This window comes from Parasegetibacter sp. NRK P23, assembly GCF_023721715.1.
Lineage (GTDB): Bacteria > Bacteroidota > Bacteroidia > Chitinophagales > Chitinophagaceae > Parasegetibacter.
On record NZ_JAMDLG010000001.1, the window covers coordinates 3459679 to 3473179 of the forward strand.

A 13501-nucleotide genomic window follows, 5' to 3' on the forward strand; every position below is an offset into this window, starting at 1 on the left:
AATGCGCTGATTTTTCAGGAAGGGAACGGCCACATAGTTATTGGTAGTACGTTGGGAAAGGATCCCGGTGGTTATTAGAAGGAGAATGGTAAGCGGAACTTCAGAGGAATGAATTGCAACAAAGATAGCATTGCCAATCGCATATTTGCAAGTGTTCCACAAATTTTTTTTGAAAACGGGATGTTAACGCAGAACAATTTCCTCCTTACCGTGTAATTTCAATACCTAACGCGGCCTGTATGCGAAACATTATTGAGGTAACGGATCTTCACAAGCAATTTGGTGATTTTACTGCGGTCTCCAATCTTTCCTTTCATGTGGAAGAGGGAGACGTGTACGGTTTTCTCGGGCAGAACGGCGCGGGAAAAAGCACCACCATCCGGATGTTGCTTTCACTGATCAAACCCGTTTCGGGTACCATAAGTTTGTTTGGGAAGAACCTTGAAACGCACCGGTCGGAACTGCTTTCCCAAACCGGCGCCGTCATCGAAAGGCCCGACCTGTACAAATACCTCACCGCGTACGAAAACTTGCACCTTTTCGCGAAACTCAGCGGCAAAAAAGTGACGAAGCAGGAGATGATGGATACGCTGGAACTGGTAGGGCTGGCGCATCGCGCGAATGGCCGCGTCCACACTTTTTCCCAGGGAATGAAGCAACGACTCGGTATAGCCATCGCGCTGGTGCACGATCCTCCACTCGTTATTTTGGATGAACCTACGAACGGACTTGACCCGCAAGGCATCGCGGACATCAGGAACCTCATCCTCCGGCTGAGCCGGGAAAGAAAGAAAACCGTGCTGGTATCCTCGCACCTGCTCAGTGAAATTGAGCGCATCGCCACCAGAATGATCATCATCCACGAAGGAAAGAAGATGGTGGAAGGAAGTGTGCGCGAACTGCTCGATCCCGAAAAAAACATCGTGGAAATAACGGTGCATCATGTTGAAAACACGCATGCGTTATTGCGGAATACAACACAGTGGGCATCCGTGGTTCAACCTATTTCGGGCAATGCCGTGAAGTTGCAGTTGCACCCCGACAAAGTACCTCAACTCAATGCCTTCCTCGTTGAAAACCAGGTACAGGTGCTGGCCATCAGTTCCCGCAATTCACTGGAAGATTATTTCCTCTCACTTACCAATACCCGTTCGCATGTGGCAGATATTACAACTTGAGTTGTTCAAAATATTCAGAAGACCCCGCACCTACATCAGCTTCGCCGCGATCGCGGCGATCATTTTCCTCGTGCTCCTCGCTTTTTATGTGGATGGGAAAAATTACATCGGGTTCGCACTGCAGTCGCTGACCGCATCCTTCGATATTGATGGGAAAGTATTGAATGGTTACCTCATCTGCTTCATTATTTTGCAGGCGCTCCTGGTGCATGTTCCGCTGCTCATCGCTTTAGTGGCGGGAGATATGATCGCGGGAGAAGCGAATATGGGAACGCTCCGCTTGTTGCTTACAAAACCAGTGAGCAGAACGCAGTTACTCATGGGGAAATTCGCCGCCACATTGGTGTACACGATCCTGCTACTCGTATGGATGGCACTGCTGGCCTTGGTGGTTCCTATTCTCGTTTTTGGCACCGGCGATCTGCTCAACCTGAAAAGTGACCAGGCCATTATCTTGGAACGCGCGGATATCCTGTGGCGTTATATCGCTGCCTTTGGTTTCGCTGCCATTGCGATGAGTATGGTAGCTTCGCTGGCGTTCTTTCTGTCATTATTCGCGGAGAACTCAATCGGTCCAATCGTGGCTACCATGAGTATTATTATCGTATGTACTATTCTGAGTTCGCTGGATATTCCCATTTTTACCGCGCTGCGGCCTTATCTTTTTACCACGCACATGCTGGGCTGGAAGGGCTTCTTTGATGATCCGGTGCATTACCCCGCGGTATTGCGTTCCGCGGGCGTGTTGCTGCTGCATATTGTGCTCCTGTTCGGCGCTACTGTATATATTTTCAAAAGAAAAGATATTCTCTCCTGAAAACTTTGCTCCTGCGAGGTACGAAGCAGAGCGCCTTTGCGAGAAAAATAAATCTCGCAAAGGCGCAAAGAAAGAGTTGGCAAAAGAATTACCTGGCGGCCATGCCTTCAAAGTATTTGGTAATACCTGGTGTGGCGATCGCGTAATTGCCATCAGCATCGGGCATTACAGGCGGTTTTGCGTCCCAAGCGTACACTGCGGGTTGCAGACTTAAACCTGATGCCAGTGCTTTATCTGCCCTGATTTCCTGTCCGCTGTAGGTGGCCATTCTCCCGATAATGGAAGAGAGGGTGCTTTGTGCGCCGTGTTCAGCGTCAGCGAATTTGTATTCACCCTTTGCGATAGCGGCGAACAATACATCGTGTTCAGCCTGGTATGGATTATTCTCTTTCTGACGGTCGAACTGGAACAATGGATTGCCTTTCAGATCGGTGATGGCGCCTCTTCCGCACATGATCTTGCCTTTGGTGCCTACTAGCAGTTCATCTACTTTACCTGGTGTTTTGGGCCAGTGGCGGCATTGGCTGTTCAGGATAGAGCCGTCGGGGTATTCAAATTCCACATAATGGTGGTCGAAAATTTCTCCATGGTCCTTTCCTTTTCTCACCTGGCGGCCACCCATGCCCGTCGCTTTAACGGGGAAAGCGCCTTTGAACCAGTTTACCGCGTCAATATTGTGGATGTGTTGTTCGGCGATATGGTCACCACAGAGCCATACGAAATAGTACCAGTTGCGCACCTGGTATTCCATTTCCGTTTGATTGGGCTTGCGGGCGTTCACCCATACACCGTCTCCGTTCCACCAGGCTTGTGCGGAGGTGATGTCACCGATCAGGTCTTTTTTCTTAAAGAGTTCCAGGTAGGAGTTCTGGTAGCGGCGTTGCAGGCCCACCACCACATTCAGTTTTTTCTGTTTGGCGATAGCCGCCGCATCCAGTACTTTCTGCACGCCGGCGGGGTCGGTGGCAACGGGTTTTTCCATGAACACATGTTTGCCCATCCTTACGGCTTCTTCAAAATGAAGGGGACGGAAGCCGGGAGGTGTGGCCAGGATCACCACATCGGCCAGGGCGATGGCTTTTTTATAAGCGTCGAAGCCGGTGAACTTTCTTTCTTCGGGCACATCTACTTTGTGTTTGAGGTTGCCGGGTTTACCGGTCACATCACTCATATCTTCAGCGGTGAGGCTTTTATAGCAACCATCCAGCCGGTCGCGGAACGCATCGGCCAGGGCCACGATCTTCACGTTCTCTTTGGTAAGTATCGCCTGCATGGCGGCGCCGGTGCCCCTTCCGCCGCAACCTACCACGGCTACTTTAATGGCATCGTCGGCTCCGGAAAAATAGTTTGCTCTAGACAGCAGCGGTGCGGCCAGCACGCCGCCTGCCAGTAAGGAGGTGGATCTTACAAAGTCTCTCCTAGTGGAATGGTTGCTCATGGTTGTGTTTTGTATTTTTTCAAAATGGCAATCAACGTGTGATGTATTGATCGAAGAAGCTGATTATTTCTTCATGGGAAGGCTGCTTCAGGGGCCGTACGAGGCGGAAGCCGGCAAATGGCGCGTCGGTCATCCACCAGATGCTTTTCGGTATCTGTGGATCACGACGGTTCCAGACGGCCTCGGAAGGCATTCTCGCTGTGGCCGAAGTATTACCTGCGGTGGTCAGGTAATGCCCGCCACGTAAAGGTTTCGGATACCTTGAACTGTGCGGGATCACCGGGTCGGCATTGCTGGTGATAGCCGCCGCATAGTCGGGAACGTATTGGTCCAGAACCCATTCGCCTACATTGCCAAGCATATCATACAATCCCCAGGCATTGGGTTTCTTTTCACCAACTTTGTGGTAAACGCCATCGCTGTTGCCGCTGTACCAGGCGTAATTGCCCAGTTGCGCCGTGTCGTTTCCAAAAGGATAGGTGGTTTTCGCGCCTGCACGACAGGCATATTCCCATTCGGCCTCCGTGGGAAGACGGTAGAAAATACCCGTTTTTTCATAGAGCCAACGGCAATACATGAGTGCCGCGGTATGCGAAAGACTGTTTACCGGGAAACCGCCCTGCTTGCCCATACCCTGACTGAAATCGATGTATTGCGGACTTGGCCTGGTAATCGCGTCTACTTTAATATTCTGGCTGATGCTCTCATCTTTGTAAAAAACATCGAAAGCATCATAAGTTACTTCGTGGGCGCTCATCCAGAATGGAGATAGTGTAACTTCTTTTTCTTTTCCGCCAGCAGTTTTCAATTGGAACTTTCCGCCCGGAATCGCCACCATATCGAAGCTATGTGTGGCGCCGGGAACAGGCTGACTGAACTTGTGAAATCCTGTATCAACAGGCGATGCCTGTGCAATAAGTGAAACGGAGCCTGATAGGCCAAACGCTATAATCCTGGTGATGGCTTGCATATTTTTAAAAACTGAACGGGAAGTTACGCTAAGCGAAGGGAATAATAATGGGGAAGCATGGTGCTATTTTAACCATTTCTAACCTTCTTTTGTTGCAGCACAACTGGTTTTTCGGGAAATGAAAACAGCGACCGTACTGGTAACGAATTGATTTTTAAAGTATTGGCCTACGCTTGTGTTTTGCTTTTGTAGCTGTAACTCAAAGATGAGCGTCCCTTTAAAGCTGCTATGCGAACGATTGTGTTAAATTTCTCTCAAAAAAATGCGCTAGCTGCATAATAGGAGCATAAGTCTTTTAAAGTATTTTCGTTCAGGTGTATGCGTTAGTAAATGCATTTCCGCAAACGGTTGTTTCACCGATAAATGACCGGGAAAAAAACGAAGCGTTGCATGTTTTTTCACGCACCTGTAATTTGAGTGCGACTTTCTCTCTAAATTCAACCACAATTTCATCCGTTATGCAAAGAAGAAAATTTCTTTCGGGCACCGCGTTGGCGGGTGCATCTCTTTTAACCGGTACAGCGGCCCTGGCAACAGGATCGTCAAAGGAACAGCTGGCGGCAAAGCCATTTAACCTGGATTATGCGCCGCATGCCGGGATGTTCAGGAACAGCGCCGGAGATGATTTTCTGGAACAGATCAGGTTCATGCACGATCAGGGTTTCCGTTCCATCGAAGACAATGGTATGATGGGCCGCGATACAGCCATGCAAACCCGTATTGGCGAACTGCTGGCCAAACTGAATATGCGGATGGGTGTATTTGTGGTGGATAAAGGCGGAAATGGAGCAAACACGCTGGCGGCAGGCAAAAAAGAACACCTCGACATTTTCCTTGATGGCTGCAAAAGAGCCGTGGAAGTCGCCAAACGGGTGAACGCAAAGTGGATGACCGTGGTGCCGGGCGATTTTGAAAGAAACCTGCCGTTAGGCGTGCAAACGGGCCATGTGATAGACGCATTGAAAAGGGGGGCGGAGATATTTGAGCCACATGGGCTGGTCATGGTACTGGAGCCTTTGAGTGATTCTCCCAACCTGTTCCTGCGTACTTCAGAACAGACCTACGAAATATGCCGCGCCGTGGGCAGCAAATCCTGTAAGATTTTATACGATGCGTACCACCTTCAGAAAAATGAAGGTAACCTCATTCATAATATCAGCCTCACCTGGAACGAAATCGACTATTTCCAGGTAGGCGATAACCCCGGTAGAAAAGAGCCTACTACAGGGGAGATCAATTATAAGAATGTGTTCAAATACATTTACGAGCGGAGTAAGAAAGAGGGAAGGTCGTTTGTGGTGGGGATGGAACATGGCAATTCGCTGCCCGGGAAAGAAGGAGAGCAGGCGCTGATAAAAGCTTACAGGGAATCAGATGCGTTCCTGTAGCGGAGATGGCTATTTGTTGTGCGTGGAGGCTCCCGATTGATGCCACCCGGTAGCCATTGCATAGGCTGGGTTGGCCCGTTATGCAGACATGTGAGGAAACAGTTTTAATGTTGCTTTATCGCCCGCAATGGCTTTATGATTTTCGAAGGCAACATTTGCGTGCATGGCTTGTTATGAATGCTGAAAAATTGCGATTATGAACAGGTTTGCGTTATTATTGGTGCTGTTCTTTGCCGGATCGGTGCAGGTCTCCGCCCAGGATGCTATGGCGTTGGTATCTAAAGTGAAGGCAAAACTGGATAAGGTGAAAGATTATACGGCTTCCGGAAAACTTAAAACGGATGTGAGTTTCATCAAGATCCCGGATTCCGATGTGCAGGTGTTCTTCAAGAATCCGGATAAGTTTAAGATAAAGAAGAAGGATGGCATTTCGGTGTTGCCGAAAGGAGGTGTGAGCATCAACATAGGATCGTTGCTGGTTGGAGAGAACTTTGCCGCGGTGCCGGCAGGAAAAGGAACCGTGGGCGGCGTGCCGGTATCCATTGTAAAGATGCTGCCACTGGCCGAGCAGTCTGATGTAGCGCTTTCTACCCTTTATATCGATGAAAAGAACCTGCTCATCAGGAAAGCCGTTACCACCACCAAACAGAACGGTACCTATGAAATGGAACTGAACTATGGTAAGTACGCTTCATGGGGCCTGCCGGATAAAGTGACCTTTTCATTCAGCACCAAAGACTTCAAGCTACCGAAAGGCGTGGCAATGGAGTATGAAACGGGCGCCCCCAAAAAGAATACGCCCGCTACGAGTGGTGAACAGAAAGGAAAAGTGGAGATCACTTACGCGAGTTACACCATCAACAAGGGCGTAAGTGACGCCGTGTTCAAATAGGCTGAAATGGTATTTGAAGTGGTGGCTATTCTTCTTCCAGTTTTTCGTCTTCAGTATTGGCGAGCACCACTGAAGTAATCCTCCGCAAGGGATTCTTCCTGTTTTCTTTGTATTCGGAACGCTGCCGGATGATGTCTACACAACCAAATATGGCGGCGATAAAGCTGGATGCATCGGCCTTGTTTTTACCGGCGATATCGAAAGCGGTACCATGGTCGGGAGAAGTGCGTATGGCTTTCAAACCCGCCGTATAGTTCACGCCTTCGCCGATAGCGAGTGATTTGAAGGGGATCAGTCCCTGGTCGTGGTACATGGCCAGAACGCCATCAAAGCGTTCGTGCTGACCGCGGGCGAAAAATGCGTCGGCGGGATAAGGGCCGAACACGAGCGCGTTGTGCTGCTTCATTTCCTTGATCGCGGGCCTGATGATGGTTTCTTCTTCGTTGCCGATAAGGCCCTCGTCTCCGGCGTGGGGGTTCAGTCCCAGCACCGCGATGCGGGGTTTGTCGATACCGAAATCCCGGATCAGCGAGTCGCGCATCAGCTGAAGTTTGCTGATGATCGCTTCTTTCGTGATGTGTTTGGCCACTTCAGCAACAGGCAGGTGTTCCGTTACCAGGCCTACCCGTATATTTTCAGCGGTCATGAACATGAGTACATCCTTCGCTTCGAAAGCTTCTTTCAGGAAGGGGGTATGCCCACTGTGTTTGAAGGTTTCAGACTGCACATTCTTTTTGTGGATCGGGGCGGTCACCAGTCCGTCTATCCAGCCTTCTTTCAGCGCCTGAGTGGCTGCTACAAGTGATTTGATGGCATACGTGCCGCCGGTTTCCGTCAGCTGGCCGGGCGTAACATTGATGTCTTCTTCCCAGCAATGGAAAACGTTTACCTGCTTGGGATTGAAGCGCCGGTCCTCTTTACAGCTCTGGTAGCTGAAGTTCAGATCGGGAAGGGTTTTGCGGTAGAAATTGATGAGCTTGTTGTTGGCGAAGATAACTGGCGTGCAGATGTCCAGCATGCGGCTGTCGGAAAACGTGCGGATCACCAGTTCCGTTCCAATCCCGTTGATATCGCCTATGCTAATGCCTATTACCGGCTTAAACTGAGGTGCGTTGCTCATGAATCCTTGTTGTTTGAGCGATAAAATTACGATATTAAGCCGTACTACCTGTATTTTTGCGGGAATGTACACACTCAAAAAATCGCTGGGGCAACATTTTCTGAAAGATGAGAACGTATGCCGGAATATCGTGAAGGCGCTGGAACAGCGTCCCTTCAAACGGCTGGTGGAAGTTGGACCCGGCGGTGGAGCGCTCACGAAATATTTACTGGAACTGCCTGGCATAGACTTTAAGGCGGTGGAACTCGATAAGGAAAAAGTAGATTACCTGACGAAGACCTATCCGGCCATCACCGGGAAAATTATCCATGAAAGTATCCTGGATGTGAAGGCGCCCTTCGAAGAACCGTTCACCGTGATCGGTAACTTTCCCTACAATATCTCCACCCAGATCATGTTCAGAATCCTGGAATGGAAGGACCAGGTGGAAATGGTGATCGGTATGTTTCAAAAGGAAGTGGCGCAACGCATCGCGGCCCCGCATGGCAATAAAACCTATGGTATCCTGAGTGTACTGGTGCAGGCATATTTTGAAGTGGAATACCTTTTCGATGTGCACGAGAACAGTTTCAACCCGCCACCAAAGGTGAAAAGCGGGGTGATTCGGCTGGTGCCGAAGAAAGAACCGGTAAACGTGGCTTCCCAAAAGATGTTTTTCAACCTCGTGAAAACGGCCTTTAATCAGCGTAGGAAGATGTTGAGGAATGGCGTGAAAGGCCTGTTCGACGCGGAAACACTGGCCGACCCTGTATTCAGTAAAAGGGCCGAGCAGCTTTCGATAGAAGAACTGGCCGCCCTTACTTTCAGGATGAGAAAATAAAACAAAACAGCAAGACCCATATGGCTTCCAACGGAAAAGTGATCATCACTGCAAAAGTGCACGAATACCTGCCCGAACGATTAACAAACAGTGGCTACGAAATTGTTTATGCCCCTGCCATCACTTACGAAGAGCTGCTCACGGCTATAGGTGATGCGGTAGGTTTAATCGTGACCACCCGGCTGAAAATAGACCGTGCCGTCATCGACCAGGCGCCGCGCCTCAAATGGATCGGAAGACTGGGAAGCGGGATGGAACTGATCGATACCGAATATGCCGCATCCAAAGGCATTCAGTGCGAGAGCAGCCCTGAAGGGAATTGTCTCGCAGTGGCGGAACATGTCCTGGGGATGATCCTCAACCTCTTAAACCATATCCAGCGCAGTAACCTCCAGGTGCGGGAAAGACAATGGATCCGCGATGGAAACCGGGGAACCGAACTCACGGGTAAAACCGTAGGTATTTACGGATATGGCAATACGGGTAGTTCCGTGGCCAGGTTGCTTGCACCGTTCGATGTTACGGTGCTGGCCTACGATAAATATAAATTCGGCTTCGGACAAGGCTATATCAAAGAGGCCAATCCCGAACAGATCGCCCGGTATGCGGATATCATTACCATGCATGTTCCGCTTACGGAAGAAACCCGTCACATGGCAAATGATGCCTTTTTTAACGCATTGGAAAGAAAGCCGCTTTTCCTCAATGCTTGTCGCGGAAAAGTGGCCGATCTTGATGCCGTGATACGTGCTATGGAGAGCGGAAAAATTTCAGGAGCGGGAATTGACGTGATCGAAAACGAAAAGCTGGATACACATACCGAGCACCAGAAAGCGCAGTTGCATACCCTTTCTCACCACCCGAATGTGATCGTGACCCCACATATAGCAGGATATACTTTCGAAGCATACTATAAAATGGCGAAGATCGTACTGGACAAAATCGGTATCTAAACCAGTTTTGGCCAGGTAAAAAACATATTTTATATTTGCGACATCATGCAACGCTTTAGGATGAAAGTCCTGAGGCGTTGTATTTTTTTTCTGTCTGCTATAAAAAAACGGAGGTAATTATGACAATAAATTATGTTACCAAAGAAACGCTGGAGCTGATGAAAGCTGAATTGCACCGGATGAAAACGGTGGACAGGCCGGCGGCGTCCAGGGCGATTGCTGAAGCACGCGAAAAAGGTGACCTGCGTGAGAACGCTGAATATGATGCCGCTAAAGAGGCCCAGGGTATTCTTGAGGCTAAAATGGCACAACTGGAGAACGACCTGGCCAACGCAAGGATCGTGGATGCGGATTCCGTGGATACCAGCAAGGTGTCTATCCTCACTAAAGTAACCATCACCAATATCGCGACCAAGAAAACGGTGAAGTACCAACTGGTAGGCGAAAAAGAGGCCGACCTGAAAGCCGGTAAAATCTCTATCAGTTCACCCATCGGGAAAGGATTGATGGGAAAAGTGATCGGTGAAGTGGCCGAAGTGCACGCACCGAACGGGGTGATGAAATTCAAGGTGGAGAACATCGAGATATAATTAACGTTTTCTCCTATACCGAGCCGGCTATGCCGGCTTTTTTTATGTTAGACCGATCCTATAACTTTATCCTTCAAACAGTTAGTCATGGCTTCAATATTCTCAAAGATCATTTCGGGAGAACTCCCTTCTTATAAGATCGCCGAAAACGATAAATTCTTCGCTTTTCTTGATATCAGCCCTTTGGTGGAAGGACATGTGCTCGTAGTACCGAAGTATGAAGAAGATAAACTTCTGGAACTGCCGGACGATTACCTTGCGCAACTGCTGCTCTTCGCCAAGCCCATCGCCAGGGCCATCGAAAAAGCGATTCCCTGCCAGCGTTGCGGTTTATCTGTAATCGGGCTGGAAGTGCCGCATGCGCACCTGCACCTGGTTCCCCTCCAAACCGCGGACGACCTTAATTTCACCCGTCCCAAACTGAAACCGTCCGCCGATCAATTAAAGGCGACCCAGGAAAAAATTCTTCAGGTACTTGCGTTGTAAATCTGTTTTTCTATGATCAGAATATTGCTTTTCTCCTTACTGCTGGTGTCGTGGATGCCGGGTCCGGCTTATATCGAAAAGATATCCGCCTCCATGGTGAGCCGACAGGTGCAGATGGGGAAATCCGTTACCATTAAAGGAAACATCTATTACCAGCGGAACGGGAACATGGTGACCAGGTTCTCCTATCCCAAAGAATATATCGTGATCTCCAATAAAGTGGGGGAAGTCAAAATTTACGACCCCGCCAGGAACTCCGTGTTGCAATACCAGAACTTCCTTTTCAGCACACAATCTTCCCAATTCTACTTCTTCTTCTCTGGTAAATCAGCGGATATGGGGTTGGGTGACATCGGATTCGTGCAGGAAAAAACTTCGAAGGAAGGCAACCTGGTGGTAACGATCTGGAAACTGAAGAACCCCGACAAGAAAGCGGCCATTCAGAAAGTAAAACTGGTGTACCAGCAGCAACAACCGGTGTACATGCACTACGAAGATGCGGCCGGAAAGATCATCAGGAAAGTGTTTTACTACAATTACATACGGTTGGAAAACAGTTCTTTCCCCAGTATTACCACCGAGATCGTGTACGGTGAAAAAAACGATTCCACGGTGTCCAAAACCACCTATACCGATTTCAAACTGAACCACCAGGCTTCCAACGAATACATGGATTACAGGATTCCCGCCAACGCAAAAATTGAAAAATGAGAACGGCGTACCTTTTAATACTTTTATTATGCTCCGCGGGGCTTCGTGCGCAGGAACTCACGGCGGCGGATATCCTCCTTGTGAAGCATGCGCACCAGCCGGTTGCACAGAAAGCAAAAGAATACAACCGGGCCGGCAATAATACCACCGTATTGGAGGCAAAGAAAAAATCAGCGCTGGCGCAGTATAACCCAATATCTCTTACGCTAAAAGGCGCGATGGCATTGTACCAGCAGGTACTTTCTCCGCAGTTGTCCAGGAGTTGTCCGTATGAAATCACCTGCTCCAACTTCAGCAAACACGCGATCCGGGAGTTCGGGGTGGTGAAGGGCATCTTCCTCAGTGCCGACAGGGTGTTGCGCTGCAACAGGATCGGACTCCTCGACGTGCATCCACTTAACATACACGATCACAACGGAACGATAACAGATCCGCTGGCCCAATACAGGATCCGATGAAAAAAATGTTGACACGTCTTTTTGTTTTTTTCCTGTTTTGTGTGCCGGCAATTGTGAATGCGCAGTCCACTGTCTTTAGCAATGAACTTCGTTTTGCAAGATATCTGCTCGATAAGGAAATGTATGCCGAAGGCATGAAAGTCTTAATGGCATTGGATACCACGGCCATTTCCCCCGAACAAAAAGATAGTTTCTATTACACCGTTGGATGGGCGGCTTATCAGTACAAACAACTGGATACCGCGGCCACTATGTTGCTGAAAGTTTCTCCCAGGGCTGAAGTATATAGAAAGAGTAATGCTTTTGCTGCTTACAGTATGGCTTTTAACCAGCGCTTGGCTGAAGCTGACGCTGTTTTCGCCGCAATACCTTATGCTGACTCACTCGAATATGAATTGGTGCGTTTTGAAAGGGCCGGCATTGCATTGCTTCAAAGAGATTACCATTTATACGACAGCCTGAAAGCCGGTTTCAGGTTCAACTCTTACGTGCTTCAGCAGGAAGAGAAAAGAATGAATGTGTACAGGACCGAGATGGGAAAATTCCGCAACAAATCTCCTTTGCTTGCGGGTGTTTACAGCGCCTTGCTTCCCGGCGCCGGCAAATGGTACGCGGGTAAAAAGAAGCAGGGTGTCGCGGCTTTTCTGCCTGTTGCTTCGCTGGGCGCCATTACCTATGAGGCTTACCGGAAAGGTGGCGTGAAGAGCGCACGCTTCATTGCTTTCGGCTCCTTGTTCAGCTTGTTTTATGTGGGCAATATCTGGGGCAGCGTGCTTTCGGTGAAAGTGCGCCAGAACGAATTCAAAAGAGAATATGAGAATAAGATCCTTTTTGACATGCACATTCCTTTGCGCAACTTTTACAATTAGCGCGCAGGAGCATTCTATGCTGAAGGAAGCGGGGCGGAAAGCCGCTGAGGGAGATTATATGTCCGCGGCTATTTTATACGAAAGGGTTTTGTTCAATGCGCCTTCAGATGCCGATGCTTACCTCGCCGTAACAGGCAGGCTTGATTGTTTAAAGAAGGAATCCCGGTTCCGCGAAGCGGAGCGGTACATTAAAGCCTCTATGTTGCCCAACTTTACGGAGCAGCAGCAATTTGAACTCTCCGTCCAGCAGGTGCTTTGCGCTTACCTCGCCGGACAATTTGAGAATACGGTATCGCTTACCGAGCAACTACGGGTGAACTTCGCCGGTAACACATTGCCGGAACTGGTGGCCGTGATGAAAGTAATCTCGCTCAACGAACTAGGCCGTTGGGAAGATGCTGCCGCCGCATACAGGGAATGGGCCGGAACGAAGGATACTTCTTACTTACAGCATGATCCCTATAAAAAATTGCCCCGCTTTAAAAGTGAAAGCAAAGCGGAATGGCTGTCCACCTTCCTCCCTGGCGGTGGCCAGATTTATGCGGGCAAGCCGCTGGAGGGCATGGTGAGCATACTGGTGCAGGGGGCGGGCGTATGGTTCGGGGTGGTGAGTTTTCTTGACCACTACTACTTATCGGCCTGGGCTGGTGCAGGACTGTTCGGTTCCTTTCACATGGGGGGCGTAAGGCGCTCCAGGGTATTGGTGCAGCGGTACAATAAGAAGGCGCTGAAAGACTTTAATGAAAAAGTGAAAACGATGATGCTTGGCGGAAATCTCTGATACACGCATAAAAAAACAGGTTTTAAGAGT

15 protein-coding genes are annotated in these 13501 nt (G+C 49.3%); 12 read left to right on the top strand and 3 right to left on the bottom strand.

The genetic code is table 11. The features are described 5' to 3' along the window. Positions 1-239: 239 nt before the first annotated feature. Both M4J38_RS13990 and M4J38_RS13995 read left to right on the top strand, forming a co-directional pair. Complete coding sequence (locus tag M4J38_RS13990) at positions 240-1178, top strand: ABC transporter ATP-binding protein (protein WP_251760248.1); 939 nt, start codon at positions 240-242, stop codon at positions 1176-1178. Beyond that, positions 1156-1995, top strand: a complete 840-nt coding sequence (locus tag M4J38_RS13995; protein ID WP_251760249.1) for an ABC transporter permease — start codon at positions 1156-1158, stop codon at positions 1993-1995. Before M4J38_RS13990 ends, M4J38_RS13995 begins: the two co-directional genes overlap by 23 nt. Before the next feature lie 88 nt (positions 1996-2083). On the opposite strand, the gene M4J38_RS14000 is transcribed toward M4J38_RS13995, so the two are convergent. Both M4J38_RS14000 and M4J38_RS14005 read right to left on the bottom strand, forming a co-directional pair. Beyond that, complete coding sequence (locus tag M4J38_RS14000) at positions 2084-3433, bottom strand: Gfo/Idh/MocA family protein (RefSeq protein ID WP_251760251.1); 1350 nt, start codon at positions 3431-3433, stop codon at positions 2084-2086. 31 nt (positions 3434-3464) lie between these two features. Next, on the bottom strand, positions 3465-4403 hold the full coding sequence (locus M4J38_RS14005) for an SUMF1/EgtB/PvdO family nonheme iron enzyme (protein WP_251760252.1): 939 nt from the start codon (positions 4401-4403) through the stop codon (positions 3465-3467). A 458-nt stretch (positions 4404-4861) separates the two neighbouring features. Between M4J38_RS14005 and M4J38_RS14010 the strand changes: the two genes are divergently transcribed. Then, complete coding sequence (locus tag M4J38_RS14010; protein WP_251760253.1) at positions 4862-5791, top strand: hydroxypyruvate isomerase family protein; 930 nt, start codon at positions 4862-4864, stop codon at positions 5789-5791. 196 nt (positions 5792-5987) lie between these two features. Beyond that, on the top strand, positions 5988-6683 hold the full coding sequence (locus M4J38_RS14015) for a hypothetical protein (protein ID WP_251760254.1): 696 nt from the start codon (positions 5988-5990) through the stop codon (positions 6681-6683). A 25-nt stretch (positions 6684-6708) separates the two neighbouring features. Here the strand turns inward: M4J38_RS14015 and pdxA are convergent, their stop codons facing one another. After that, positions 6709-7803 (bottom strand): 4-hydroxythreonine-4-phosphate dehydrogenase PdxA, encoded by a 1095-nt coding sequence (gene pdxA / locus M4J38_RS14020; RefSeq protein WP_251760256.1) that lies wholly within the window; start codon positions 7801-7803, stop codon positions 6709-6711. Positions 7804-7867: 64 nt separating this feature from the next. On the opposite strand from pdxA, the gene rsmA reads away from it, so the two are divergent. The 8 genes from rsmA (at position 7868) to M4J38_RS14060 (ending at position 13471) form a co-directional block, all read left to right on the top strand. Next, positions 7868-8623, top strand: coding sequence for a 16S rRNA (adenine(1518)-N(6)/adenine(1519)-N(6))-dimethyltransferase RsmA (gene rsmA, locus M4J38_RS14025; protein WP_251760257.1), 756 nt, complete (start codon positions 7868-7870; stop codon positions 8621-8623). A gap of 20 nt (positions 8624-8643) precedes the next feature. After that, positions 8644-9576 carry an NAD(P)-dependent oxidoreductase gene (locus M4J38_RS14030; RefSeq protein ID WP_251760258.1) on the top strand — a complete coding sequence of 311 codons (933 nt, stop codon included), beginning with the start codon at positions 8644-8646 and terminating at the stop codon, positions 9574-9576. 119 nt (positions 9577-9695) lie between these two features. After that, entirely contained in the window at positions 9696-10166 is a 471-nt protein-coding gene (greA, locus tag M4J38_RS14035) for a transcription elongation factor GreA (protein ID WP_251760259.1), read from the top strand. Positions 10167-10253: 87 nt separating this feature from the next. Further along, positions 10254-10652 (top strand): HIT family protein, encoded by a 399-nt coding sequence (locus tag M4J38_RS14040; RefSeq protein WP_251760260.1) that lies wholly within the window; start codon positions 10254-10256, stop codon positions 10650-10652. Positions 10653-10664: 12 nt separating this feature from the next. Next, the gene (locus M4J38_RS14045; RefSeq protein WP_251760261.1) at positions 10665-11363 is read left to right on the top strand and encodes a hypothetical protein; all 699 of its coding nucleotides are present in this window, start codon (positions 10665-10667) and stop codon (positions 11361-11363) included. Further along, positions 11360-11821 carry a membrane protein insertion efficiency factor YidD gene (gene yidD / locus M4J38_RS14050; protein WP_251760262.1) on the top strand — a complete coding sequence of 154 codons (462 nt, stop codon included), beginning with the start codon at positions 11360-11362 and terminating at the stop codon, positions 11819-11821. The genes M4J38_RS14045 and yidD overlap by 4 nt, the downstream gene beginning before the upstream one ends. Beyond that, positions 11818-12690 carry a hypothetical protein gene (locus M4J38_RS14055; RefSeq protein WP_251760263.1) on the top strand — a complete coding sequence of 291 codons (873 nt, stop codon included), beginning with the start codon at positions 11818-11820 and terminating at the stop codon, positions 12688-12690. The genes yidD and M4J38_RS14055 overlap by 4 nt, the downstream gene beginning before the upstream one ends. Before the next feature lie 16 nt (positions 12691-12706). Beyond that, a complete protein-coding gene (locus tag M4J38_RS14060) occupies positions 12707-13471 on the top strand; it encodes a hypothetical protein (RefSeq protein ID WP_251760264.1) in 765 nt (254 codons plus the stop codon). Positions 13472-13501 lie beyond the last annotated feature (30 nt).